We start from the raw sequence: 25,857 nt of genomic DNA on the forward strand, positions 1-25,857 counted from the left end.
TGATTACGAGAAAGGTACAATACACATACGGTTGGATGTGCACATGACCAAAATGAACTAAGGAGATTGTCTAATGAACGAGAAAGAAAATTTATTACGGGTCTATCGTCATCAGAAACCTGAGTGGACACCGATATATATGGAAGCAGTTTATCTGGCTGGAATAATCTCAAATAATGAAACTGGTGTTCGAGGAAAAACTGTTAGGGAAAATGTTCGACTGGATGAATTTGGAGTTGAGTGGGAAATGGGCCATGGTGCTCCGGTTCCGGTGCCAGGGAATTATCTTGTGAAGGATATCAGCGATTGGAGAAATCTCAAATTTCCAGCCCCAAAGGATTGGGATTGGATGCATCTTGCAGAAGCAGAACTCAAAGATTATGATAGCAGCAAAGTGTTAACCTATTTCAGTGAACAAGGTTGCTTTGATCGGCTCACACAATTGATGGGATTTGAAAATGCCCTAATGGCGTTACTTGAAGACCCGGAAGAATGTTCGGATTTTTTAGCGCAGTTGCCGACTATAAAATTGAACTAATTGAATGTGTAGCCAAACATTATCATCCGGATGTATTTTGTTATACAGACGATCTTGCGAAAGCTGATTCACTTTTTATGAGTCCGGAAACATATCGGCAGATTATTAAACCCCATCATGCCCGCATTATAGAAGCAATTCGTAAACATGATATGATTGCTGAACAGCATACCTGTGGAAAATGTGATGTGATTATGGATGATTATGTCGAAATGGGAATACAGTCATTCTTCCCGGCACAAGCTTCAAATAATTTGGTTGGCATTCAGAAAAAACATGGTGATAAACTGGTTATTACAGGTGGTTTTAATTCTCAGGGACCGGCCGGATTTCCGGATGCAACGGCTGAAACGCTTGAGGCTGAGGCATTGCGCATGGTTGAACAATATGCCGTTAACGGAGGCTACTTATGTTTGCCGATGATTGGGGAACTTGGGGTTGAACCCACACCGACGCAACTCATGCAAATGGGAGCGTTTATGAAAACGTTTCGTGCCGAATGTCAAAAGCGTGGTATCTAGCACAAAAGACTGCTTGGATCATTGCTGGACATGATCCAGATCGGGGACTTTTGCTGAAAAACGAAAGTGCTGAGAAGGATTAAGCATCGGTGCAGATTTTTCAAAAAAATAATTTATGCTGAAATCAATTAAAAGATTTATACTTTTCAATTGGTATCAGCATTTTTTATTAGCCCATTTTATAAGAATTGCTGATATAATAAAGCTGAATTTTAAAACCAAATGGGATAAATACGAGCATTCTATCTTTAATTATAAAATAGTGACTTAGGGTGCATTGATCGAAGGGAGCTAAAAATGATACCATCAGGGTTGTTAGGGATTACGCTGCAACAGATAGAAATATTTTTGACTGCTGCAAAATACGAAAATTTCACAAAAGCTGCGGCAACGCTTCACATGACACAGGCATCGATCAGCCGAAACATCCAAAGTCTTGAATATTCAACTGGTCTGGTGCTATTTTTAAGGCACAAACAGCATGTCCGGCTGACCAATGCAGGTAAAAAGCTGGCCGAGCTTCTGCCGGAAATTTTGACAAAAACCGAGAATGCCGTTGAGAAAGCTTTCCTTCAGCAAAAGAATCAATTTCAGAGTCTGGTAATTGGTGATTTTAGCAGCACATCGATGGACAGCTATCTGTTGCCGATTACCAAAGCGTTTGAAACTGCTTATCCGGATGTTGATTTAAAAATTGAACGGGATGATCCTGATAGAGTGCTCACTAATGTCAGCTCAGGTCTCTATGATGCGACTTTTTTTACTTATGCAGGAATAAGCAGAATAGAGGATTCAAATCTCCAATATCAAGTCCTGTTTTTGATGCCGCCGACATTGGTAATTTCAGATGTGCATCCTCTTTTTACAAAAGATGAAATAAATGATGAAGATCTAAAAAACTTAACGCTTGTCACAATGGATGGTGAGGAATATGAAGAATACCGCACGTTTGTAAGTGTGGTTTGCCAGTCATCTGGCATTACATACAAACGAGTGAAAAAAGTCGATAGCTTATTTACACTTGCAATGGAATTAAAACGCAGCGAAAGTGTTGCGATACTGGATAATTGTTTTGCACCGATGAATCCTAAAGAGTTGCGTTATATTTCATTATTTCGAGCTTCTGTCCATTCTGGAATTATAATCGTTTTCTCTGCGAATAACAGTAATCCTTTTCTGCTTAAATTTCGAGAAATTTGCAAAGAAGTTTGTGACAATATCATCCGGGATACATATAATGACTAAGGGATAAAATTGCGATTTACACCTGTCTTTTGAGGGAAATACTTTCTTTCAAAAGACAGGCATTTTTGAAAATAGTTTTGAAGTAAATTACTGTCAACTTAAATCGGGTATCCTTCAAACATCGCTCTCAATATTTGGCCTAAAAAGATTATAATATTTTCGGTCGATTTCTTATAAGGATGAACAACCGTTTTTTCTTATCTTGTATTTAGTAGTAAGCCCCGAACTTCTTAGCTACTAAAGCTAATATTTAAAGATCATTTTCAGATGGCGTATCACATTTTACACGATATTTATAAAATTCTTCAAATATCGGACCAGACCAGGCTGGATCCATAGTACCAGCATCAAAAATAAGGCTCCTGGTGGGACCAAATACATCCACAAAACGATTAGTCTCGGCGATGATCTGTTCAATGGGGGTATCTGCTTTGCTGATTAACTGGGAATCGACGGGTCCGATAAAAACTGGTTTTTCACCGAATTCCTGAACAACTTTTTCCTGATCGTTATAGAGATTAAACAGTCCAAAAATCAATTTTGGCCCCATTTCGTAAATATCCAGCATCAGAGGTGTAATACAACCGCAGCTATGGTGACAATAAATCATATTGTTGTCTGCAATGGCTCTGCCAATTTGAGCATCAAAGGGCTTGATCATTTCCTGAAACATTTTATTGGACATGAAGGGAGCGTTTTGGTGACCAAAGTCGTCGAGGATACAGGTGATATCAGGATTATAGTGTTTTTGATTTTACTGACCATGGCAACTTTAAAGTCTGTGATCGCCTGCATTAGCTCCTTAAAGGCTTCCGGCTCTTCATAAAGGGCTTCAAGTGCTTCCTGGAATCCAATTAAGGCGTGGAGTCTTTCCCATGGGCAGCTCTCCCAGAAGATCATCGAGTGTTTATTTTCGCGATCAAACTGGGCTGCCTGTTCCTCGGCTCTGATCCAGTCCAAATTTTCGGGATTAGGGAAGCTCACTTGTTTTTTCCACTTCGTGATATCGTTACAGGGTTGTCGACCGGGCAAAGGGCTGGCGCCCATGATCATCGGGTCAAACTCCCACCAGCATTCAAAGTAGTCATACCCGTTGCCTTCGTCCATCGCTGGGCGTTCCCGAATCACATCGGTTGGAATCACCATTTCCAGACAGACCGCGAATGAGGGAATCCACTGCGCTTTTTCGTCATGCATGATCAAATGCAAAGCATTTTCACGTTCATTCATAGTCTTTATCTCCTGAATATACTTCTAGTTTTTATTGTATAATTGATCCATGAAAAAGCATACTCACCAAAATGAAAATGACCCGTTTCAATTTTGCAAACATTGGTATAGAATGGGATCAGCAGATAAAAGTGATCTTGGGGAAGGAGAAAGATTTGGAAAATTATCAAATTATGGGGATCAGTATAATGGAGATTGGCATTAGTGCTTATCTGAATACAGTTGGAAATCATATTTTTGTGGCGAATCGGTTCTATCGGCAGATGCAGACCAATGCGACGGTCTTTCGGGAACTGAGTGGAACGGAAAGCGGATTGCTGGCCGTTTGTCGAAGGGATGCGATCCTTGGCGTGACGAATTTCATCCGCTATGCAAAGACATTTTTTCAGGAATACGGTTAGGAAGGCGCTGTTGTTAGGCTCGGTGAGAGGTATAATGTTACCTTACCCCTTAATAAAAAGCAATTCCCCAGATACTGAAGAATTCCCCAAAAAAGCGGATCAGTTGAACTATATGTTGTATTGATTCCCGCACCTAAGGCTTAATTAAGGATGTTTTTTATGAATGGATCTTATTACAAAATATATTTATTAAATTATCGAAACAATAATTGGTGTAAAAGTTCAAAATACACGTAAATATATAGAAAAAAAACCGTATCATTCACTTCGGGTACTCATTATAATTATTACATCTTATGAAAAAAGAGGTATTTTTATATGAATTCTGAAAACACTTTAAAATTTGTGCCGCATATTCCCAATAATGTGCCTGAAGTAAAGGTGATGGTTGCCCCGGAAGGATTGTGGCATCCGATGACAGATGGAACCTGGCCATTGCATCCATTTGCATATGATAAATGGGAGATCGAAGAATTGAGTTGGCATGATACCTGTTACATTCATGCGGGGTTAAATCCATTTTTGCAATTTGCAGTAAAAGGAAGTGATCTATTGGATCTGATGGAAGCGATTAGTGTCAATACATTTCGAAATTTTCCCGTCGGAAAGGCCCGGCATACATTATTGTGCAATGATTTGGGAAAAATAATTCTGGATGGAATCATCATTCGCCGTTCTGAAGAAGACTTTATTTGTGCCTGCTTACCGGATCCTGCAATGTTTAACGCTCAGATGGAAAATAAATTTAAGATCTCGTCCGAGTATATTGGCGACTCAAATTTCTTTTTCCAGATGTGTGGACCAAAATCTTTACAGATCGTTGAAGAAGCGGCGCAGCAGGATCTTCACGATCTGAAATTTATGTTCACGGCTGATGCCAAAATTGCCGGGAAAGAGGTCTTTGTTCTCCGAACTGGAATGGCAGGAACACTGGGCTATGAAGTTCATGGTAAGGTTGAAGATGCCCATGAGGTTTACAACAAGTTACTGGAAGTCGGTGAAAAATATGGGATTCAGAAATTAGGCCGATATGCATATGTGAATGCTCATTGTGAAGGAAGTATTCCCCAAATTGCTGAACATTTTGCTTCCCCGATGGATCCGGTGGTTTTATCAGGAAGTTTACCAAGAGATTCAGAACTGCTCTATCGAAGCCCGGTGGATCTGGGATGGGAGAAACTGATCAAATTCAATCATGATTTTCCTGGAAAGGACGCATTAAAAAAAGAATTGGAAGGGCCTCATAACACTGGGGTTCATCTTATCTGGAATAAAGAGGATGTGCTAAAAGTAATGGCCGGTTCCATGGATCACGAAAAACGATATGATACGATGGATTTAGTTTGCGACTATGATTATGTCCGAAATAACGCTGGGATGCATATTGATGCAGTTTTTGATGGCGAAAAGATGATCGGGGCATCTTCAGGGCGGATGTTATCGCCAAAAACAAGAGAAATGATTTCAATTGGCTCAATTGACTCAGAATATGCGGTTGAAGGAAAAGAAGTGGAAGTACTCTGGGGTAATCCGGAAAGTAATCAGGTGCGGGTAAGGGTTACGGTTACCTTATTCCCTTATATCAAAGAAGGTAGAAACGAAGATTTTGATACCGAAACCATTCCACACTCAGTTTTTGATTGATGGAAACAATGATGATCGGCGTTTATGATCTTGCCTAAAATGCGTAGTTGACACGAAGAAGCCACACAAAAATATTTGTGTACAGGCTTCTTTTTTTTTGAAAAATCACGACACCAGATGATATAATGATAAAAAAGGTTAATGTCAGGAGAAGACCCATGCCGATTTCACAGAATACTTCTTCAGTCCGAAAAGATATAATTCTAAATGCTCTGATCGAAAGAAAAGGATTACAGTACTTGACCGATGTGGCCGCAGAGGTATTGGAAAATCCCATTTTTATTTTTGATATCAGTGGAAAAATTTTGGCAAAAAGCCATATAAAAGAGTATAAAGAGGTCTGGGAAGTGTTGTTTCCAGATGGACACTTGAATTCTGACAATCGAAGAATTACCGAGAGAGCCGGCGTGATAAAACAAATAATGGATGATGATTCGCCTGTATTTGGCAAATTTGAATTTAGTCGGTTCCGGTTTCTTGGCTGTCGGATTCGTGACAATGACAATGTGGTGGCAGTTGCGACGTTAGTAGAGATGAATCCCTTTGGGAAGGAAGACTCGGACTTACTGATAACGATATGCAAGTCCGTTTTATTCGAGTTATTATATCGTGAACGTACAGCGATGCAAAAAATCCCGTATTTTGGTCTATTAAAGGATATCATCGAGCGAACAGTTTCTGAAAGTGAGATTCTGGAACGATGCAAAGTTCTCAATTTGTCGATACACGAAAAAATGCGTTTAATTGAAATCAGATTTCCCGGCTATCTGTCAAATTCTTTATCATTGAATTTACTCCGGGAATCATTGATATTATCGATTCCGATCCGCTACTGCATAATTTATTCTGATACCTTGCTTTTGATTATGGCAGAAAATTTAATTAATGAGTCAATATTGGAGAGAATAAAAAAGGTGTTTTATCACTATGAAATTCGTATTGGGATCAGCTCTAAGTTCACAAATATTTTGTCAGTACAAAGTGCTTTTCAGGAATTACGGGCAATTCAAAGTGTCTGTCAAAAACTGCAAGTATTTAAAGAAATTACCTTTTACGAGGAGATTATAATGTATCATTTTATGGAAATGGCATCAAAAGAATTTGATTTAAGAAAATTCTGTCTCCCGGTAATCGCACAAATTGAAGAATATGATCAATATCACAGTACATTTTTAAAACAATGCCTTGAAGGATACCTTGAATGCGGTAGAAACACTCAGAAAGCGGCCGAGCAATTGCATATCCATAAAAATACGTTGTATTATCGGTTAAAACGCATTGAAGAATTATTTAGTCTGGATTTAAATGACGAAAATCTATGTTTCAATCTGCAGTTGTCACTTCGCGTCCAGCATTTTGCTGACTAATAAGACAACCTTATTCATACAAGTGTTGCCAAATCAGTAAAGATCGGGTGTGATTGTTAGAACCAGAATGATTGTTTGTATTAAAGTCATTAATTAGGATATATGGAACAAATCTTTAACAAACAGGAGAAAATGATGGTAGCTGAAACATATGCGGAAAGAAAAGATCAAATTTTAAATGCATTGATAGATCGAAGAGGGTTGCAGTATTTAACTGATGTTGCAGCTAAAGTACTAAAGAATCCGATTTTTATTCAAGATGTCAGCGGCAAAATTTTAGCTAAGAGTCAGAGTAAGGGACATCATGAGATATGGGAAGCCTTGTTTACCAATGGTTCTCCCGGTTTAGACAAAAGTGTAATTTCGGAAAATTCAGTGGCCATGCAGATGATGATTCAACAGAATACTCCTGTTTTGGGGCAATTTTCCCAGAGTCAGTTTGTGTTTTTAGGATGTGGAGTTCGGGACAAGGATGGGGTGGTTGCTTTTGTGACCATTATTGAAAAAGAATCGTTCAATGATGATGATTCGAGTCTACTGGTAATTATCTGCAAGTCTGTCTTATTTGAATTACTGTATTATGAACGGACAGCAATGCAAACAATACCTTATTTTAGTTTATTAAAAGACATTATTGAAGCAACGGCGACCAGCAGCGTAATCAGGGAACGGCGTCGGTCGCTTCATTTAGACTTTCCAGAATCAATGCGGTTGCTTGGAATAAAAATTTCGGATAAGAATAATTCGATATCGCTGTTCTTTCTTCGGGAAATGTTGTTAACTGCAATGCCTTCCTGTTACTGTATTATATATGATGGTAGTTTGATCATAATTATTTCAGAGAAGTATGTCAATCGGTCCTTGCTCGATAAAGTTGAAAAATTATTTTGCAACTATGAAATAAGAATCGGTGTGAGTTCCCGATTTACAGACATATTAGAGATAAAAAATGCCTTTCAGGAGATGCAGGCGATACAAAGTGTGTATCAAAAATTGAATCTTGAAAAGTCATTAACGTTTTATGAAGACATTTTACTATACCATTTTATGGAACTGGCTTCAAAAGAATATGATTTGAACAGATTCTGTTTGCCAATTTTGAAGAAGATTGAGGAATATGATAACCAGAATAAAACATTATTGAAAAATAGTCTTGAAGCATATCTCGAGTCTGGGAGGAATATCCAGAAAGCGGCGGATCGCCTATATATGCACAAAAATACACTTTATTACCGATTGAAGCGCGTGGAGGAATTGTTCAACTTGGATTTGAGTGATGAAAATTTATGTTTCAATTTGCAATTTTCACTCCGCATGAAAAGAATGGCAAGGTAATTTGTGAAAAAGTTCAAAATTAATGGTGAAAAAATGTGCGAATAGACGTATACAGATAACCTCTTCTTTTAGTAGAATTATACTCAAGAAGAGGGTTTTTTATGCGTAGAATATCAATCGCATAGAAATAAATCGAAGGATTGTCAAATAAATTAAGGAGGCTTTAATATGGAAAAAAAGTTTGAAACATTGGATTTTACACCATTTTGTCCGAAACCGGATCATGCATCATTGTATGCACCTGCTTTTGTAGGTGTTTCTGCGTACGAATATACAAACTGGCGAGACGAAACTACTTCATGGAAAACAACGGCCTATCTGCATGCGGGTCTAAACCCAACCGATACCTATCGACTAAAAGGACCGGATGTAATTAAATTCCTGTCACGTATTTGTGCAACAAATTTCGATGTTTTCCCTGTTGGCAGGATAAAACATGGTCTTGTATGTGATGAGAAGGGACGAATCGTCCAAGATGGCGTTTTGCTACGAACAGCAGAAGATGAGGTAATGACGTACTGGATGGTACCAATGTTGAATTACGCCCTGGAAAGTGGGAAGTACGGTAAATTTGATGTTGAAGGCGAATTTCTCACAGGAAAAGTATTTCTGTTTCAGATCGGAGGGCCAGTATCTATTGACATCGTAGAAGGTGCCAGCGGTAAAGATTTGAGAGATCTTAAATTTCTTCGTTCAATAGAAGCAGAGATTGCCGGAAAGCCAGTTCGTATCCTTAGAATTGGCATGTCTGGGACGCTTGGTTATGAAGTCCATGGTGCGATTGAAGATGCTCATGACGTGTACAATGCACTTTATGATGTTGGCAAACCTCTTGGTCTAAGAAGACTAGGATCTCATTGTTATCCAATGAATCATTCTGAAAATGGATTTCCACAGTTTGGTGTCCATTTCTTGGAGCCGAAGAGTGAAGACGAAGATTTAATGAACTATCTAAAAAGTACACCAGGGATGGAATTCCAACTTTTTGCGGCCGGACCCATGAACCCCCATGGCAGTGCATCAGATGATGTACAGCTTTTTTATCATGATCCATACGAATTTGGATGGGGAAAAATGATCCGTTTTGATCATGAATTCATCGGAAAAGAAGCACTTGAGCGCATTAAAGAAGAAAATAAACGTCAAATGGTTACCTTGGAATGGAATGTGGATGATATTGCGGACGTGTTCGCCTCTCAGTTTAGAGATGAGGAACCCTATAAGTATATTGAAAACCCAACAGATCTCAATTTCTGGCCGGATTTCTCAGGTGCGATTTCCCATGATCGCATATTAAATAATAACGGGGAAACAATCGGAACAACATTTGGCAGACAAAATTCAGCATATTTCCACCGAATGATTTCCATTGGGTGCCTGAATACGGAGTATGCAGAATTAGGCACTGAAGTGCTTGTGCTTTGGGGAGAACCTGGTAAAAGACAAAAGAAAATCCGTGCAAAGGTTGTCAGATTCCCGTACAACAATATCCTGCGTAATGAAACAACAGATGTAGCTTTGTTACAAAAAGCAGTAGAAACAGTCTATAAATAGAAAGGTCGAAATGAGAAAATATAAAAATTTAGCCAGCCCCTACACAATTAGAAATATTACGTTTCGTAATCGAATTGTGACGACACCAACCGGAATGACCTATCCCGATGAATACAGCGGCGCCCCTGATTTCAAAACAGTGCTTTTTTACGAAAAAAAAGCCAGAGGAGGTGCCGCCGGTATTACTTATGGAGAAACTCCTGTGAATAATATGGATGCAATCAGGCGGCCAAATGTCGATTTAATTCGTCCTGATTTTACACGTATGATTCTGCCAAGCAAGGATTGGATCAAATTTACCGATGCAATTAAGCGTCATGGTGCAGTGCCCTCGATTCAATTAGCCCATGCCGGATTATTTGCCGAACCTATCTTTAATCAGGGACAGGGCACTCCTATTGGACCCGTTTCGTTTGTGAAAGAAAATGGAACTGCGGTAAAAGCCATGGATGAAGAAGATATGAAACGGATCGCCAGTGACTTCGCTGAAAGCGCCTTTTGTGCAAAACAAGCCGGCTTTCAGGAAGTGATGATTCAGTGTTGTCATGGATGGCTGCTGGCACAGTTTTTATCACCAGCCTGGAATACCAGAACAGATGAATACGGTGGGTCCATTGAAAACCGGGCGAAATTTCCACTGCAGGTTCTAAAAGCGGTCAGAGAAAGCATCGGCAATGATGTAGTCATTGAAATTCGCATCAGTGGCGATGAACATCAGCCTAACGGATGGACGGTAGAGGATTGTATCGTGTTTTGTAAAATGGTCGAAGGCATTGTGGATATCATTCAGATTTCTTCCGGGGACTATCATAACTCTGAACATTACTGTTTCACTTCAACGCTGATGCCCCATTTTATCAATGTGCCTTATGCACAAAAACTTAAAAATGCTGGCGTTAAAACGGCGATTTGTGCAGTAGGTGCGAATGATGATCCCGCTGAAATGGAACGGTTGATCGCAGAGGGCATTCTTGATTTTGTGGCAATTGGAAGAGGCACACTGGCTGATAGTGATCTGCCAAGAAAAATATTGCAGAATAAAGAAGATGAAGTGCGACCCTGCATTCGCTGCAATGATTGTATGGCGGGTCTCTATGATGGGTTCTACCAATGCAATATCAATCCCACCGCTGGACAGGAAGCTTATCTGTTAAATACACCAGCTGTTGAAGATAAAAAGAAGGTGATTGTTGTTGGTGGTGGCCCTGGCGGCATGCAGGCGGCGATTACAGCAAGTGACCGGGGTCACGAAGTGATTCTGGTGGACAATCAAGAAAAATTAGGTGGAGCGCTACTATTTACTGATTATGACGCGCATAAGCATGACTTAAAAAAATATTCCGACTATCTTGTGAGACAGACATTTAAACGTGATATTGAAGTGCGATTAAATACAACCGCAAGCAGAGCGTTGCTTGAAGAACTACAACCCCAGTCAATTATTGTAGCGGCTGGCGCTATGCCTCGGGTACCCAATATTGACGGGATTGATCAGGCATTTCATGCAACTACGGCTTATTATCAGCCGGAAAAGATGGGGGATAAAATCATTATGATTGGTGGTGGACTGATTGGCTGTGAATTAGCCCTTCATTTAGCAGAATTCGGGAAGCATGTTACAATTTTAGAAATCACAGACAAATTAGCACAGGAAGCGAACATGCTTCATCGACCGACCCTATTAGAATATATGGATCAAAAAAACGATCTGATTCACGCTGTTCTAAGTGCAAGTACAAAAAAAGTTCTGGAAAATGGTGTTGTTTATTTAGACGAGAATAATACAGAACACTTTGTTGAAGCAGATACTGTCTTATATGCGGTTGGCAGTGTGCCTAATTCTGGTATTGTGGAAGAACTTCGTAAATGGGATGAATGGGAGACATTCATGGCGATTGGAGATTGTACCGGGGCGTGCATTGTAAAAAAAGCGATTCATGGTGGTTATTTTGCCGCAATGGATATAATTTAAAAAAATAGCTTTTTCAAACAGTGTATATCGGATTGATTTGAAGCAGTTGCATTATCACTTATTTTGATAAGCTAAAAATGGGTATCAGTAAAATTCTGTAAAAATTAGAACAGCGTTAGCGGCACTGAGTTTACTCATGAAGCTAACGCTGTATTTACATTGCAGATAAAATATTAGCTTGTTTCTTGGCTATAATCGGATGCAAAGTCAGTACTTTCTTAAGACAGGAAAATAAATTTTATTGCACCAGACTGAACTATTCAAAAGACCATGTAGATGAAAGGAAATGGAAATGGATGATGTAATTACAAAAAATAGTAAAAGCAATCAAAGATCCTATAAAACTAGTGTGTCAGCGAAAATATCGCTACTGTTGATTTTTTTTACGACGATTAGCATTGCTATTATCGGATCGGCTGCATTTTTTTCGGCGAGAGTGGTGTTAACTTCTGCGCACACGGAAGAAAATCTGGAAATGTCGTTGTATTCTCTGGGTCTCACAGTCGGATTAGTTGCTTTAGCAATCATAGTCATCTGTATCCCCGTGGCAATTATTTCGGGTAAAATTTTGACAAAGCCCGTCGTCCTGTTAAACCAGGCGTTCACTCGGATGGCTGGTGGAGAAACTGAAATTGGAGATCAGCTATTTAATGATTTAAAAATCAAACAAAATGATGAAATCGGTCAGATGATAACATCTTTCACGATGATGATCGAAAGTCGAAAGCAATTGGTTGAAGCCGCTAGTGCAATAGCTAAAGGTGATCTGACCATTGAAATCACGCCAAGTTCTCAACAGGACAGAATGGCTTATGCACTGATTGATATCGTGAGTGAACTTAATCTACTTTATAAGGAAATAGAAAAGGCTGGATATGAAGTTGCTTTTTATGGTCATTTTGATTATAAGGGTGATCCAGATGTTTTAGCTGGCTCCTATCAGGATTTTGTTTCGGGGATCAATCAGATTATGGATGGTTTGATTCAGCCAATTCGCAACGCCAGTCGATATATCAAAATGATTGGTACAGGCGAAATTCCTGAAAAAATCACAGAAACTTACAATGGCGATTTTAATATTTTAAAAGAGAGCATTAACGCTTGTATAGATGGGCTGGGAGCTTTGGTTGCAAGCAATGAGGTACTAGAACACCTCAATAAAAATGATTTTTCCAGAAAAATTGCAGGAAATTATTGCGGACTTTATGGGTCAATTGTTGAATCCATCAATCGGACAGTAGATCAGTTTAATTTGCTCATTATGGTAGTTGATAATATTGCACAGGGTGAATTTATTTATCTTGAATCTTTGAAGAAGAATGGAAAACTCAGTGAAGCAGACACCTTGACACCGATTCTGATCGAGATGATCGAGACAATTCAGATGCTCGTTGAAGAAACCAGAAAAATGACACAAAGTGCAGTTGCAGGTGATCTAAGTAAACGTGGAGATCCAGATCTCTTTAAAGGGAACTATTCGAAAGTTATAAACGGCTTTAATCAGGTGCTGGACGCTGTCATCGCTCCGATCAATGAAGCCTCTGAAGTTATGACAGCACTATCAAAAGGAAACCTGCAGTTAGAGATGACCGGGAATTACGCCGGGGATCATGCAGATATTAAAACAGCCCTAAACAAAACGATGCGTTTTTTAAAGCGTGTTGTTGGTGAAATCGCGATGGTCTTAAACAATTTTCAAAAGGGTAATTTGAACCAAGAAATTACTTCTGACTATCACGGAGACTTTTTTGAAATTAAAAAAGCCCTGAATGAGATCACGACAGAGATGAGCCATACGCTTTCAGAAATTAATGTGGCGGCAGAACAGGTTGAAAATGGTGCTCAGCAAATTTCAAGTGGCGGCCAGACGTTGTCACATGGGGCTACCGAACAGGCCAGTGCTATTGAGGAACTTGCAGCATCCATAGAAGAAGTGGCAGAAGAGACGAAAAAGAATGCCATAAGTGCCAATCAGGCCAGTGAACTCACTCAGTTTGTTCAAGAAAATGCTCAGTTGGGCAATGGTCAGATGATAAAAATGATGACAGCCATGGACGAAATCAATAACGCATCAAAGAATATTTCAAGAATCATTAAAGTAATTGATGACATTGCTTTTCAGACCAATATGCTTGCCCTCAATGCAGCGGTTGAAGCTGCCAGAGCTGGACAACATGGCAAAGGTTTTGCTGTAGTGGCAGAAGAGGTGCGAACGTTGGCTGCCAGGAGCGCTGATGCCGCAAAGGAAACCACTGGTCTCATCGAAAGTTCTATTAATAAGGTAGAAGTGGGTACCGTTATTGCCGATGAAACAGCCGCAAGTTTACAAACGATTCTCGAAAAAATTGAAGAAGTCAATGAAATTGTTAGTAAAATTGCCAAAGGTTCTAATGAACAGGCATCAGCCATCGCCGAAATCACTCAGGGGATTGAACAGGTCTCTCAGGTGGTGCAAACCAATTCTGCAACTGCCGAACAAAGTGCTGCGGCCAGTGAAGAACTATCCGGTCAGGCAGAAAAACTTAAGCAGATGATGGGGGCTTTTAATTTGAAAGATCAGCAGGCGATGGGCATAGAATCAGGAAATATAAAGGGAACAATTCAACAAAATCTAGTGCAGCAACAGATTGGGCCTGAGATTTTTCTCGATGAGGCTGAAAAAGACAAATATTAAGTAAAAAAAAGTACCCCTGTTCCATCCAAATTATAAAGAACAGGGGTACTTTTGAGAAAGTATTATTTTCTTCAGGTACAAATTTTAGACATCAAAGGTATCGTCGATTCCTACTTCGGAAAAGTCCGTGTGGTTATGCAAAAGCTGGGGTAGTGGCGAAATTTTTTATTAAAAGAAATAATGTTAATGGGCTGTTAGGGCATGATTAAATTTATATTATGCATATTTAATTTTGAATTGGTTTATGACTCATTTTGGCTTTGTTGATCCACCAACCAATTGAAAACCAGAAACTTTCATTGCCAATTTGGTAATAGAGTCGCCCAAAATCATTAGAAGAACAAGGCCGATACCTAAAAACGGGAAAAACAGGGTATAGGAATTTGGTAAAACTGCGGCAATTGGGGCACCCATTAAAATACTGCCCATAAAAATAGTGAGGAGCGGACACATAAAAATAAGAATGATAACCAGAAGCACCGCATACATCACCAGGTTGAACAAAAAAGTGCCGGGAGCTGAAACCTTGCTGGCCACCGCCGCGCCAATTTTACCAATGGGAATAATGAGCCCAATGACAAAACCGACAAGCACCCCAACCAGTGCCGAGATGGGAAAGTGGGGCCAATCAACTGTACCGGCGGTAATCAAGCCACCAATAATGGTAAAGGTTACCCCGAAGACGATGGAATTAAAAAGATTGTTTAAGATATTAAATTTTGTTTCTTTTTTCATTTTTATCCTTTCACGATTATCAGCAGTGGGATCATAAAAAGTGCAAAATCCCACTGCCTTGATAAACCTTTAAACATTATGTGATTGAGGATTGAATCGGCTACATTACTAATTCTTTGGCCTTTACAGCAGCACTGCCGGCATCCGGCGCATAGCCATCGGCGCCGATTTCAGCGGCATATTCAGGGGTCACTGGGGCACCGCCGACAATCACTTTCATATCGGGAAGGGCAGTTTTGATGGTTTGAACGGCTTCTTTTAAAGCCGGCATGGTGGTGGTTAACAGACCGGAACAGGCGACCAGAACGACATTATCATTATCGTTAACGGCTTTAACAAAGTTTTCAGCCGGAACATCCACGCCCAGATCCACCATCTCAAACCCGGCGCTTTCAATCATCATCGAAACCAGATTCTTACCGATATCGTGAAGATCGCCGGCAACGGTTCCGATTACGCAAGTACCCAAAGAGACTGCACCAGCACCAGCTAAATGAGGTTTCAAAACTTCAACGCCTCTAGACATGGCTTTGGCGGCAATGAGCATTTCTGGAACGAAGATTTCGCCGGTAGAGAATTTATCCCCCACGACACTCATGGAATCCACCATTGCGGCCAGTATTTCCGCCGGTTGATTGCCGGTATCCAATGCTTCCTGAACAGCCGCACCGACTTTTTTTGATTTTCCTGATTCCACTAACGCTTTAACTTCGACAATTTTTGACATATTTGACTCCTTTTTCTTTTAATTTATCTGAGTACAATTATTTAGCGTGTGAACGTCCCAGTTCATGAGTGTAACGGACTGCTTCCCCCAGCATTGGACCCATCAAGGCAAGCATATCGTTAGGGTCCAGGGAGTTAACGATGACCCATGGGAAGAGGATGTAAGACGGAAATTTACCATAGGTGTCCAGACACCGATGCACGTCAGCCAGCCGTTCTTCGGTGGTGGCATCCAGGCGGCCAGGCACCCCATTGGCATCGAAGCCGCCGATTAAGGCAATGCGATCGCCATATTTTTCCAGTAGCCCGACAATGTCATTGACCGGCTGAACTGAGCTCCAGGCAGCTGCTCCGGTTTCGATAATATCTTCGATCAGTGATTCGCAAAGACCGCAAGTATGCTGGATAGGAATCATACCTAAATCTCTAACAGCAGCATAAAGTCGAGCGTGATGGGGTTTGATTAGTTTGCGATAGGTAGCGGGAGACATAAAGAGACCACGTTCGGTTGCTATGTCATCATAATTGTTAAAAATATCCGGATTAATATATTCTTTAACTTTTTTAGCAAATTCGATTTTGTAATCGGTGATAGCTTCCATCAGCTCATAACAAGCTTCAGGCTCTTCAACCAATGCGATCAGGGTTTCTTCAAAACCCATTAAAGCAGCCAATCGTTCAAAGACGCCGTTACCACAACCGAACTCAAGAGCAGTTGTTTCCGAGTTGAAATCTCCTAGAAGTTTAAATTCTTCATCGGCGATAGCCTGCCAGTCAAGTGCATCAAGATCCGGGAATTTTACGATTTTTTTCCAATCGACGATCGTTTCTGAATCCATGATGTGTTCGTTGGGGGCTGGAATTGGGGCACCGCCACCAGAGGCTGGGGTGATCCAACGGATACCAAAGCCGTCGTAACCGCCACCCATTGGCCCCTTTTCAAACCAGGGACCCGGAAATGCGCCAAAGCCGCTGCCGGCGCAGTCGACTGGAAAGACCGGAGTCCATTCGGTGGGTTGGTGGTTAATTGCATTCAGATAGTTTTGTTTTGGGGTTAATGCCATGTGTAATTTCCTCCTGTAATCGATATGATTGGCATTATTTTATGCGCAATATTGATTTTTGTAAATTGGACAAAATTATTGACTTTTGATCAGGAAGATTATACACTTTGCATAAGGAGAGGTGACAAATGGAATTATCTTTATGGTTAATCAGGGACAGGCTGGGTGTACTTGTAACCGATTATCAAATAAAAAAAGTGGCAGAAAGAGTGAATTTTTCGCGACCGGTTTTTTATTCGAATCAGGAGGAACTGGTTTCAGACACTTTATATATGGCAATGGTGGATCAATTACCCGAAAACATCCGCATTCAAAAAGATTCGGCGCTGATTCTGGTGGGCAGCCCCCCTGCGATCTTAAAAGAAAAGGCTATCAATTATCTGGTCATCGCTGAGACAGTATCGATTTTTCAACTAAGCAACAAAATTCATCAGATTTATGATTTTTTTGAGATCTGGGATCAGCAGCTTCAGAAAGGGATTCGCGAGCATCAGTCGCTCCAGTGGCTGCTGGATCTTTGTGAGCCAGTTTTTAAAAATGGCATCAGTATCATGAATGCCGATTATCACATTATTGCCAGAACATCCTTGACCCTCGATTTTAATCTTTCCGACGATTTAAAAACCGATGAATCGGGGCGATTGCAGGCCCGTCAGGTCAATTCGTTTAAAAATGATGAAGCCTACCGGAAAATTAAAGATGAAAAAGGTGTTTTTATTTATCCGAAAAATATTCTTCCCTATCGGACGCTATGTCAAAATATTTTTCATAAGCAGACATTTATGTTTCGGATTGTCATTATCGAAAACATTCATCCCTTTTCTGAAAGTGATGCGGCCATGCTGGAGCATCTGGGAAAATACTTTACGGAGGATTCGGAGTATCTGGTGTCGATTAATCACTTTGATGATGGGGAATTGATTGCGCTATTAAATGATATGGTTGTCGGAAAAGCCTATCATCAAGAAGATTTGGGAAAAGCATTGAAGCGTCTGGGTTGGGAGTTAAGTGATGCTTATTGTGTAGCCGATGTACAGCCCAGTGATCAGGATGTATATAATCAGACCCTGACCTACTTTTGTGACAAGATCCGCCATGATTTTATGGCAGCTTTTGCCTTTATTCATGAGAGGCGCTTGATTGTTCTTTTTAATCTGGATCGGATCAGCAACCGGGTAGAATATTTTGATGAATTTAATAGTTTTATAAAAGAAAGCAATTTTAAAGTCGGCTATAGCCATGACACCAAAGGATTAGCCGGACTGAGAGATTATTATAAAGAAGCCTGGATTGCCCGCGACTTTGGAAAACTGAGAGAACCCCAAAACCATGTTTATCAGTTCGGAGATTTTGTTTTAGACTATCTTCTCGCCCGAATCACCAGCGAGTTACCGGCAAAAAAGCTCGTTGCTCCGGTTTTAATGCGTCTTGAGGACTACGATCTGGAAAACGGCAGTGAGTATGTCAAGACTCTCACCGTTTATTTAAAAAACAACATGAATGCGCTAAAGACTGCCAAGGATCTATCCATTCATCGTGGGACAATGGTCTATCGTCTTGATCGGATTAAGGAAATCGGCGGAATTGACTTTGAAAATCCTGATGAACTGCTCCATATCCATCTTTCGCTAAAGCTGATGGCCCAGAAACAGGCTGGTGATGACCATAACTGACAAAAGCATTGTAGTCAAGCCGTATACGCTGAAACCTTACCTGAAATATAAAGATGAGGCATGGTAAGTTAATATTTTGGTGGAATGTCATAAATAGATCAGGATAAACTGGTCTATTTTTTTGTTTTCAGAATCTTTAATGAAGCCTGGATATAAAACAGCTGTTGGGGATCTTTCAGACTCATGCCGGAAATTTTTTCGATTTTCTCCAGCCGGTATAGCAGGGTTCCACGTTGAATGAACAAGGCTTTGGCACAACGGACGGTGTTTTGGTTATATTCGAAATAAAGGTCGAGGGTGTGGAGAAAATCACTGCCTTTCTCCTGATCGTACGCTTTCAGGGCGATAATCCCAGGGGCACACAAAAAAGAAGGACCGATTTCTTCGGTGGCTTTATGTAAAATATAATCCATGGCATAATCGTAAAAATAATGTTGCCAGATCATCGGATTTAGTAGATTGCCGTACTGATAGGCAATTTGAGCCTGTTTGTAGTGATCGGCGGCATCTTCAATGTCAAAAAAAGCATTACTGTACCCGGTGCGGAAATTTCCTTCCCGGATGAAAAGTGTAAAATCTTTGGCAAACTTTTTAATGGAATCCCCATAGTTTTTTAGAGCGGCAACAATGGCGATGTTTTCTTTCATTTCTATTGCACAGCAATCATGAATATGTTCATTTATTTCCATTACGAAATAGCGGAGGGTATTGTTGTTAAAATCCTGTGTGCTTGGTTGCAGAAAAACAATACCATAGGTTTCATTGCATGACCAGGATTTTGAATGAAGGGCGTTTAAAAGCTTTGTCCGGCTGTACTCCTCACCGGTAATCAGATGATAGAGGATCTGGTTGAGGAGGGTATCACCCAACTGATTGACAAAAAACTGATTGAATGCTTTTTGAACATAGTGTTTCAGGATATCAAAAAAATAACGATCCCAGGGCTTAAAGGGTTCCAGTGCTTCAATCATCACCAATCTGGCCATGAATTCTTTTTGCCAAAACAGATTTCCGCATAATGTTCGGGCGCCCAGAATATTGGCAGGGTAGAGAAACGAATCCTCATAGGTTTTCACTTCATTATAGAGAGGATCCACTTTGAAACAGTTGACAGTTTCCGGATTCAACCGACCCTGGCTGTCAAAGGGGGGGATATCCAAATGTTCATAAATCGCATTAAATGACGTGTTTGACGCAATGATTGAAAAATCATTATTCATGATGTTTAAAGGATTATCAAACATCTGTTTTGACAAATCCAGAAGCTTATCCAGGCTTTCATATTCCCAGGTCAGCGTCTGCAAATTCTGTAGCCAGTTTTCACAACGCTGAAACAGCGTGTGGAGACAATTGCTTACTGCCGTTATACTAGTACCGTCTTTTAGAACCAAAACGGTCTGGAAAGTCTCCGTATAGAGGTAATCCGGCATATTGATGCAAATAACTGCAGGGTAGAGAAAGAGCTCTGAAACTTCGGCTAACCGACTGCAATCAATTAAAACTAATTGGTTGTCGGTGGCCTTCATCCCACATTGATAAAAGACTGGTCGATAAAAAAGTGCCTTGGTATCTTTACAAAAACAACGTTCTTCATCCAAAAATTCGCGAATTGAATTCTCAATCAAGGAAACCGGTAGTAGCATTGTCAATTTAACCTCCTGAAATAATACAGATATGACTGCACAAATACTTTTTGACAAATTGTATTATAAACTGACAAATATTTCAACTAGATTGTACAATTTACTAAAACGATCTCGTTTAGTAATATTTTGTTAAATACAAATTTATTTAATTTTACCCATAAGGAGGTAGTGCAATGGCATTTACACCAAAAGAAAATTTTTTGGCTGTGTTGAATCATCAAAAGGGGGAATGGATTCCGTCTTCGTTAACGGACAGCATCATGGTTGGCTTTGGAATGGGCGCTAATCTGGCGTTTGAGAAGGGCCCGATCGGTGGCGGCTATGATGGCTTTGGCGTTCGGTGGGTTACCCCGGCATCCGGAGGTGGTGCTCCAATTCCAGCCCCCAATGAATTTATTCTGGATTCTGACACCATCGTTGATTGGAAGAAAATTGTAAAATTCCCGGATGTGTCGAATTATGACTGGGAAACTGCTGCTAAAGAGCAGTTGAGTAAGGGGAATCCAGATCTGCAGATTGTCGATTTTGGCAGCGGCAACGGTCCTTTTGAACGGCTGGCTGCACTGATGGGTTTTGAGGAAGCCTTAATCGCCCTGGTTGAGGAACCGGAAGCGACCTATGAACTACTGGATGCCATTGTCGATTATAAAATCCAGACCATGGAAAAAGCGCAAAAATATTTTAAGGCAGACACTTTCACTAATTACGATGACATCGCAACAGAACGAAATCCCTTCATGTCACCATCGGTATATCGCGAAATTATCAAGCCGATTCACACAAAATTATACGATGCGGTTAAAAGCTATGATATGATCCCGATTCAGCATACCTGCGGGAAAGCGGAAGAGTTGGTTGAAGATTTCATCGACACCGGAATCGCTGCCTGGACATCGGTTCAACCGACCAATGATATTGCGGATATCCTGAAAAAATATGGGGACAAACTGACCATCATGGGTGGCTATGACACTAACGGTTATCCTGGTCGTGAAGATGCGCCGCCAGAAGTCATCCGGGCAGAAGTTCGCAGAGCCATGGATGCCTATGGCAAATATCCGGGTTATGTCTTTTTCGGCTTCCTGTTAGTCAGTTCCGATGATCAGCAAAAAAGATTTGAGTTAATGCGACCACTCATTGAAGAAAGTGTCAGCTATGCCCGGTTACTGGCGGAAAAAAACTGACGACTGGCAATTGATGCGATTATTTACCGGACGTGTTTGATTTCAAACCCCGTGTGCAATCGATATCAAAATGACGATTCTCTGAAGCGAAAATCAATTAATAATCAGAGTATCGCTAAGAGTGTCGTCTATTTTGAGGAAAATATATAATTTAGGAGGAAAATCAGGTGAATGATGGTGTAGCTTTGGAAATAAGTAATGTAAAACAGATCAGGTGGCGGTATCTTTTAGTGGGATCAGTCGTTCTTTTGTTTGCTGGAATTATTCATGCTTGGTCAATTTTGAAAGCCCCCTTTGCCGCGGAATTCAAATGGGATGCTGCGCAGCTGGCGCTAAACTATACACTGACACTCAGTTTTTTCTGCATCGGTGGTTTTGTGGCTGGGCTGTTGTCCAAAAAAATAGGCACCCGGATGTTGTTAGTGATCAGTGCCGCCTTGTTGTTTGTTGGCTTTTTTATTACTTCCCGTTTATCCGGAGATAATGTCAGTCTGCTTTACCTGGCCTATGGGGCTCTTGCGGGAAGTGGCATCGGCATTGTCTACATTACGATAATTGGGGTAGTCAATGCGTGGTTTCCAGATAAAAAAGGTCTTTGTTCTGGGACCCTGATGATGTCCTTTGGTTTTAGTGCCCTGATCATCGGCCGTACAGCGGCTACCGTCATGAGCATGCCTTCAGTCGGCTGGCGCAGTACCTTTTTAATTTTGGCATTCGTGACGGGCGGCGTCATTCTGTTAGCTGCATTTGTCATCAAAAAACCGCCTCAAGACGCAAGTTTCCCGACGGCGAAGACAAAAGCCAAAGCGGTTCAGGGTGATGCAGTCATCAATGATTACACGGCGCTGGAAATGATCAGTCGGGTTTCATTCTGGCTCATCTTTATCTTCTTCATGCTGCTTTGTTCGGTCGGGATTGTTGCCATCGCCTTTGCCAAGGACCTTTTTGTGGTGGTCGGTTCCAGTCCCGAATTCGCCGCTACCATGGTGGGAATTCTGGCCATTTTCAATGGTTTGGGCAGAATCATCTCTGGGGCTATTTTTGATCGGTATGGGGTCAGAACAACACAGTTCGCCGCCAGTGCCACTGCGATCGTTTCACCGGCACTGGTATTACTGGCTATTACTTCCGGATCACTGGTAATTGGGATTATCGGTCTATGTCTTTGCGGTGTTACCTATGGATTTTGTCCAACATTATCCGCTTCCTTTACATCCGCTTTTTATGGTACCAAGAACTTTTCACTGAATTTCAGTATTATGAATCTGGTTCTGATCCCCGCATCGTTTGCCGCCACCATTGCTGGTTCGCTGCTGAAGTCCACCGGATCGTTTACCGTTGTCTTTATTATATTGATCAGCTGTTCTGTTTTAGGCTTATTAATCAATATTTTTATCAAGCGGCCTTAATAAGGGGAAAGCTTGTATATTACCTTTCAGGCTAAAAGCCGATTAATGATTGCTTCATTTGTTTTTTTTACGATCAATTCAGATGAAGCAAATCATTTTGATTCGATCAGTCGGTATGACAGGTTTAGTTCAGTAGGACTGAACATGATAATCGTTTATGACTCCTTATACACAATGTATAGATCGCAGTGAATAAAGTCGTTAAGCCTGTCTAATTTACAGTTTGGTAACTCTGTCATAAAATTCATACATAATCTTACAACAGCAAAGGAAAAGGAAAACAAGTGAAAATTTTAATTCTAGGAGGATTTTTAGGCTCCGGGAAAACCAGCGTATTACTGCAGTTGGCCGAGTATCTGGTCAGCCATGAAAAAGAACATCACGCTGAAGTGAAAGTTGCGATTGTGGAAAATGAAATCGGTGCCATTGGAATTGATGATAAGGTTCTGAAACAGGCTGGTTTTAAGGTGAACAACCTCTTTAGCGGATGTGCCTGCTGTTCCCTTACCGGGGAACTGGTTACCAGTATTAAAGAAATTAAACAGGAACTGGATCCACAATGGCTGATTATTGAAGCCACCGGGGTTGCCTATCCCGGCAGCATCCGAAAAGCTATTTTAGATGGTGTTGGTCTTGAGGCCCCAATTGTGGTTGTCGCCGATGCCAAACGCTGGCAGCGGTTGGTTAAAGCCATGCGCTTACTGGTCTCCGGACAACTGGAGGATGCTTCGCTGGTTTTATTGAACAAAGTGGATCTAGTCAGCACCACCGAACGTAAAGCGGCTGAAGATAGTATTTTACAGCATCGCCCGATGATTGAAATCATCCCGATCTCAGCAACCGAAGCGATCAATCCGGCAATCTGGGAGAAAATAGTCCGGGAAAGGGGGGATTTTAATGAACACACCCCATGACCATCATCAGCATTGCAATCATGATCATCATCACGGATCACACGATCATCAGGGCATTAAAACCCATCTTCACGAAGATGCGTTGGTATGTTCAGGTGAGCGGGAGATCAGCGGTGAACTGGAAACCGTAAAAAAACAATTGGTCAGTGAAATTGAATTGCTGGCAGCTTGGATCGAGAAAAATGGTGGGATTATCGGACATATTAAAGCACTGGTTGAAGCCGCCTCGCCGGTGACAGTAATCTCAACTACCGGTGAAGAGGTAGCCGCCAGAGAGATTGCGGGATCAGTCATTCATGTAAGTGTGGTGGCTATTGTCTTCAACATTAACCCCTCAAATCTGGAATGTCGCATGGCAACACTGCTTGGCGATCTGCAAAAGTAAACTTAAAAAAGGAGTTAGAAAATGATCATTATTGGAGAAAAAATTAACGGCGCCATTCCCTCAACCGGGAAGGCAATTGCGGAAAAAGATGCCGAGTTTATCCGAAACCTGGCCATCAAGCAGGCGGAAGCCGGAGCTGATTTTATCGATGTCTGTGCCTCAGTGGATGATGACATCGAACTGGAAACGATGAAATGGTTAATTGACATTGTTCAGGATGCCGTGGACACACCAATTGCGGTGGATAGCCCGAATGTCTATACTTGCATTGAATCGATGAAATACTGCAATAAGCCAGGACTGTTCAACTCGGTATCATTAGAAGGTGATAAAGTCGATGTGGCTTTTAAGGTGTTGGCTGATACCAAATGGGAATGCGTGGCTTTGCTTAACAGTGATAAGGGTATCCCCAAAACCGCCAAGGATCGTCTGGAAGTATTTAGCGACTTAATGGCAAAATGCAAGGAATACAATATCGATCCATCCCGAATGCACATCGATCCTTTGATTGAAATGCTGTGTACATCAGAAGATGGTATTACCATGGTTACTGAAGTGATCCGCGAAATTAAAAAACAATATCCAACCATTCATGTCACTGGTGCTGTCAGTAATATTTCCTTTAACTTACCAGCCCGACGGATTGCCAATCAGGCCTTTGCCGTTCTGGCTATGAGTGCCGGCATGGACAGTTTTATTCTCGATCCCCTGAACAAGGATATGATGGGGATGCTGTTCGCCACCGAAGCGATGATGGGTGAAGATGAATACTGTATGGAATATATTGGCGCTTTCCGGGAAGGCATTTTCGTAAAATAAACAACTGCCTTTGGCTTCGGTGCCGATTTACGCCAAACTATTTTGTAAACTGACAACAAAGCAATAATTGTTTGAATCTTACAAGTGGTTATTAGATAATTTACAACTAAACTCGGCACTCACACAGGTTCCGGGTGGTTAAAATAAAATAAGTGCATTGCATTTAAATCAAAAATCAAGGAGAAATTGAAGATGTCAAAAATTGAAGATGTAAAAGTATTGGTTGAAACAGGTAAATCCAAGAAGGTTGCTGCAGCCGTTCAGGAAGCACTGGATGCTGGTGATAAAGCGCAGGATATTCTGGATGCGATGATCGCTTCCATGGGTGTGGTTGGGGATAAATTCTCATCTGGTGAAATCTTTGTTCCAGAAATGTTAATTGCTGCTAAAGCGATGTCAAAAGGCGTAGAAGTATTAAAGCCGGTCATGGCTGGCGATGGATCCAGCTCACTGGGTACCTGCATTATGGGAACCGTTGCTGGAGACCTTCACGATATCGGCAAAAACCTGGTTGTGATGATGNNGAAAGTGCCGGATTTGATATGGTTGACCTGGGCGTCGACGTACCAGCAGATAAGTTTGTTGAAGCTGTAAAAGAAAATGACAATGTGGTTCTGGTTGCTTGTTCAGGTCTGTTAACAACCACCATGCCAGCTTTAAAAGAAGCAGTCCAGACTATTAAAGCCGCTTATCCGGAAATGAAAGTCATTGTTGGAGGCGCACCGGTGACACCGGAATATGCCGCCGAAATCGGTGCTGACGGCTATGCTCCCGATGCCGGAAGTTCAGCGACAAAAGCAAAAGAACTGATCGGCAAATAA

General features: G+C 41.1%; 22 protein-coding genes and 1 pseudogene. 17 read left to right on the forward strand and 6 right to left on the reverse strand.

Annotated features, from left to right (window positions below):
- Positions 1-73: 73 nt before the first annotated feature.
- The 3 genes from B3F51_RS05895 to B3F51_RS05905 all read left to right on the forward strand — a co-directional run bounded on the left by B3F51_RS05895 (position 74) and on the right by B3F51_RS05905 (position 2,304).
- The gene (locus B3F51_RS05895) at positions 74-538 is read left to right on the forward strand and encodes a hypothetical protein (RefSeq protein ID WP_286946024.1); all 465 of its coding nucleotides are present in this window, start codon (positions 74-76) and stop codon (positions 536-538) included.
- The gene (locus tag B3F51_RS05900; RefSeq protein WP_286946025.1) at positions 493-1,059 is read left to right on the forward strand and encodes a uroporphyrinogen decarboxylase family protein; all 567 of its coding nucleotides are present in this window, start codon (positions 493-495) and stop codon (positions 1,057-1,059) included. The genes B3F51_RS05895 and B3F51_RS05900 overlap by 46 nt, the downstream gene beginning before the upstream one ends.
- Before the next feature lie 297 nt (positions 1,060-1,356).
- Entirely contained in the window at positions 1,357-2,304 is a 948-nt protein-coding gene (locus B3F51_RS05905) for a LysR family transcriptional regulator (RefSeq protein WP_286946026.1), read from the forward strand.
- 250 nt (positions 2,305-2,554) lie between these two features.
- Here the strand turns inward: B3F51_RS05905 and B3F51_RS05910 are convergent, their stop codons facing one another.
- Positions 2,555-2,989, reverse strand: coding sequence for a uroporphyrinogen decarboxylase family protein (locus tag B3F51_RS05910; protein ID WP_286946027.1), 435 nt, complete (start codon positions 2,987-2,989; stop codon positions 2,555-2,557).
- The gene (locus B3F51_RS05915) at positions 2,962-3,534 is read right to left on the reverse strand and encodes a hypothetical protein (RefSeq protein WP_286946028.1); all 573 of its coding nucleotides are present in this window, start codon (positions 3,532-3,534) and stop codon (positions 2,962-2,964) included. The genes B3F51_RS05910 and B3F51_RS05915 overlap by 28 nt, the downstream gene beginning before the upstream one ends.
- Positions 3,535-3,689: 155 nt before the next feature.
- Between B3F51_RS05915 and B3F51_RS05920 the strand changes: the two genes are divergently transcribed.
- The 7 genes from B3F51_RS05920 to B3F51_RS05950 all read left to right on the forward strand — a co-directional run bounded on the left by B3F51_RS05920 (position 3,690) and on the right by B3F51_RS05950 (position 14,481).
- Positions 3,690-3,935, forward strand: coding sequence for a hypothetical protein (locus tag B3F51_RS05920; protein WP_286946029.1), 246 nt, complete (start codon positions 3,690-3,692; stop codon positions 3,933-3,935).
- Positions 3,936-4,253: 318 nt separating this feature from the next.
- Positions 4,254-5,579: a hypothetical protein gene (locus tag B3F51_RS05925; protein ID WP_286946030.1), complete on the forward strand. Its 1,326-nt coding sequence runs from the start codon at positions 4,254-4,256 to the stop codon at positions 5,577-5,579.
- A 158-nt stretch (positions 5,580-5,737) separates the two neighbouring features.
- The gene (locus B3F51_RS05930) at positions 5,738-6,946 is read left to right on the forward strand and encodes a PucR family transcriptional regulator (protein ID WP_286946031.1); all 1,209 of its coding nucleotides are present in this window, start codon (positions 5,738-5,740) and stop codon (positions 6,944-6,946) included.
- 135 nt (positions 6,947-7,081) lie between these two features.
- Entirely contained in the window at positions 7,082-8,281 is a 1,200-nt protein-coding gene (locus B3F51_RS05935) for a PucR family transcriptional regulator (protein ID WP_286946032.1), read from the forward strand.
- 168 nt (positions 8,282-8,449) lie between these two features.
- The gene (locus B3F51_RS05940; protein WP_286946033.1) at positions 8,450-9,835 is read left to right on the forward strand and encodes an aminomethyl transferase family protein; all 1,386 of its coding nucleotides are present in this window, start codon (positions 8,450-8,452) and stop codon (positions 9,833-9,835) included.
- 10 nt (positions 9,836-9,845) lie between these two features.
- On the forward strand, positions 9,846-11,807 hold the full coding sequence (locus B3F51_RS05945; RefSeq protein ID WP_286946034.1) for an FAD-dependent oxidoreductase: 1,962 nt from the start codon (positions 9,846-9,848) through the stop codon (positions 11,805-11,807).
- 292 nt (positions 11,808-12,099) lie between these two features.
- Positions 12,100-14,481, forward strand: a complete 2,382-nt coding sequence (locus B3F51_RS05950; RefSeq protein WP_286946035.1) for a methyl-accepting chemotaxis protein — start codon at positions 12,100-12,102, stop codon at positions 14,479-14,481.
- Between the two features lie 249 nt (positions 14,482-14,730).
- Here the strand turns inward: B3F51_RS05950 and B3F51_RS05955 are convergent, their stop codons facing one another.
- From B3F51_RS05955 to B3F51_RS05965, 3 genes are all read right to left on the reverse strand, one after another.
- Positions 14,731-15,216, reverse strand: a complete 486-nt coding sequence (locus tag B3F51_RS05955) for a hypothetical protein (RefSeq protein WP_286946036.1) — start codon at positions 15,214-15,216, stop codon at positions 14,731-14,733.
- A 100-nt stretch (positions 15,217-15,316) separates the two neighbouring features.
- The gene (locus tag B3F51_RS05960; RefSeq protein ID WP_286946037.1) at positions 15,317-15,943 is read right to left on the reverse strand and encodes a corrinoid protein; all 627 of its coding nucleotides are present in this window, start codon (positions 15,941-15,943) and stop codon (positions 15,317-15,319) included.
- Positions 15,944-15,980: 37 nt separating this feature from the next.
- Complete coding sequence (locus B3F51_RS05965) at positions 15,981-17,006, reverse strand: uroporphyrinogen decarboxylase family protein (RefSeq protein WP_286946039.1); 1,026 nt, start codon at positions 17,004-17,006, stop codon at positions 15,981-15,983.
- A 128-nt stretch (positions 17,007-17,134) separates the two neighbouring features.
- Between B3F51_RS05965 and B3F51_RS05970 the strand changes: the two genes are divergently transcribed.
- Positions 17,135-18,679, forward strand: a complete 1,545-nt coding sequence (locus B3F51_RS05970; RefSeq protein WP_286946041.1) for a PucR family transcriptional regulator — start codon at positions 17,135-17,137, stop codon at positions 18,677-18,679.
- Positions 18,680-18,792: 113 nt separating this feature from the next.
- On the opposite strand, the gene B3F51_RS05975 is transcribed toward B3F51_RS05970, so the two are convergent.
- The gene (locus B3F51_RS05975) at positions 18,793-20,322 is read right to left on the reverse strand and encodes a PucR family transcriptional regulator (RefSeq protein ID WP_286946148.1); all 1,530 of its coding nucleotides are present in this window, start codon (positions 20,320-20,322) and stop codon (positions 18,793-18,795) included.
- Between the two features lie 176 nt (positions 20,323-20,498).
- On the opposite strand from B3F51_RS05975, the gene B3F51_RS05980 reads away from it, so the two are divergent.
- The 6 genes and pseudogenes from B3F51_RS05980 (at position 20,499) to B3F51_RS06005 (ending at position 25,857) form a co-directional block, all read left to right on the forward strand.
- Positions 20,499-21,509, forward strand: coding sequence for a uroporphyrinogen decarboxylase family protein (locus B3F51_RS05980; RefSeq protein WP_286946043.1), 1,011 nt, complete (start codon positions 20,499-20,501; stop codon positions 21,507-21,509).
- Positions 21,510-21,676: 167 nt separating this feature from the next.
- Positions 21,677-22,918 carry an MFS transporter gene (locus B3F51_RS05985; protein ID WP_286946045.1) on the forward strand — a complete coding sequence of 414 codons (1,242 nt, stop codon included), beginning with the start codon at positions 21,677-21,679 and terminating at the stop codon, positions 22,916-22,918.
- A gap of 284 nt (positions 22,919-23,202) precedes the next feature.
- Positions 23,203-23,832, forward strand: coding sequence for a GTP-binding protein (locus B3F51_RS05990; RefSeq protein ID WP_286946046.1), 630 nt, complete (start codon positions 23,203-23,205; stop codon positions 23,830-23,832).
- Positions 23,816-24,217: a hypothetical protein gene (locus tag B3F51_RS05995; RefSeq protein WP_286946047.1), complete on the forward strand. Its 402-nt coding sequence runs from the start codon at positions 23,816-23,818 to the stop codon at positions 24,215-24,217. Before B3F51_RS05990 ends, B3F51_RS05995 begins: the two co-directional genes overlap by 17 nt.
- 21 nt (positions 24,218-24,238) lie before the next feature.
- Positions 24,239-25,036 carry a methyltetrahydrofolate cobalamin methyltransferase gene (locus tag B3F51_RS06000; protein WP_286946049.1) on the forward strand — a complete coding sequence of 266 codons (798 nt, stop codon included), beginning with the start codon at positions 24,239-24,241 and terminating at the stop codon, positions 25,034-25,036.
- A 192-nt stretch (positions 25,037-25,228) separates the two neighbouring features.
- A pseudogene (locus B3F51_RS06005) lies at positions 25,229-25,857 on the forward strand (corrinoid protein).

The organism is Acetobacterium sp. UBA5834 (assembly GCF_002435675.1).
Lineage (GTDB): Bacteria > Bacillota > Clostridia > Eubacteriales > Eubacteriaceae > Acetobacterium > Acetobacterium wieringae.

Coding starts and splice junctions, on each gene's coding strand:
- B3F51_RS05895 (WP_286946024.1), top strand. CDS start 74: ATGAACGAGAAAGAAAATTTATTACGGGTCTATCGTCATCAGAAACCT.
- B3F51_RS05900 (WP_286946025.1), top strand. CDS start 493: ATGTTCGGATTTTTTAGCGCAGTTGCCGACTATAAAATTGAACTAATT.
- B3F51_RS05905 (WP_286946026.1), top strand. CDS start 1,357: ATGATACCATCAGGGTTGTTAGGGATTACGCTGCAACAGATAGAAATA.
- B3F51_RS05910 (WP_286946027.1), bottom strand. CDS start 2,989: ATGTCCAATAAAATGTTTCAGGAAATGATCAAGCCCTTTGATGCTCAA.
- B3F51_RS05915 (WP_286946028.1), bottom strand. CDS start 3,534: ATGAATGAACGTGAAAATGCTTTGCATTTGATCATGCATGACGAAAAA.
- B3F51_RS05925 (WP_286946030.1), top strand. CDS start 4,254: ATGAATTCTGAAAACACTTTAAAATTTGTGCCGCATATTCCCAATAAT.
- B3F51_RS05930 (WP_286946031.1), top strand. CDS start 5,738: ATGCCGATTTCACAGAATACTTCTTCAGTCCGAAAAGATATAATTCTA.
- B3F51_RS05935 (WP_286946032.1), top strand. CDS start 7,082: ATGGTAGCTGAAACATATGCGGAAAGAAAAGATCAAATTTTAAATGCA.
- B3F51_RS05940 (WP_286946033.1), top strand. CDS start 8,450: ATGGAAAAAAAGTTTGAAACATTGGATTTTACACCATTTTGTCCGAAA.
- B3F51_RS05945 (WP_286946034.1), top strand. CDS start 9,846: ATGAGAAAATATAAAAATTTAGCCAGCCCCTACACAATTAGAAATATT.
- B3F51_RS05950 (WP_286946035.1), top strand. CDS start 12,100: ATGGATGATGTAATTACAAAAAATAGTAAAAGCAATCAAAGATCCTAT.
- B3F51_RS05955 (WP_286946036.1), bottom strand. CDS start 15,216: ATGAAAAAAGAAACAAAATTTAATATCTTAAACAATCTTTTTAATTCC.
- B3F51_RS05960 (WP_286946037.1), bottom strand. CDS start 15,943: ATGTCAAAAATTGTCGAAGTTAAAGCGTTAGTGGAATCAGGAAAATCA.
- B3F51_RS05965 (WP_286946039.1), bottom strand. CDS start 17,006: ATGGCATTAACCCCAAAACAAAACTATCTGAATGCAATTAACCACCAA.
- B3F51_RS05970 (WP_286946041.1), top strand. CDS start 17,135: ATGGAATTATCTTTATGGTTAATCAGGGACAGGCTGGGTGTACTTGTA.
- B3F51_RS05975 (WP_286946148.1), bottom strand. CDS start 20,322: ATGCTACTACCGGTTTCCTTGATTGAGAATTCAATTCGCGAATTTTTG.
- B3F51_RS05980 (WP_286946043.1), top strand. CDS start 20,499: ATGGCATTTACACCAAAAGAAAATTTTTTGGCTGTGTTGAATCATCAA.
- B3F51_RS05995 (WP_286946047.1), top strand. CDS start 23,816: ATGAACACACCCCATGACCATCATCAGCATTGCAATCATGATCATCAT.
- B3F51_RS06000 (WP_286946049.1), top strand. CDS start 24,239: ATGATCATTATTGGAGAAAAAATTAACGGCGCCATTCCCTCAACCGGG.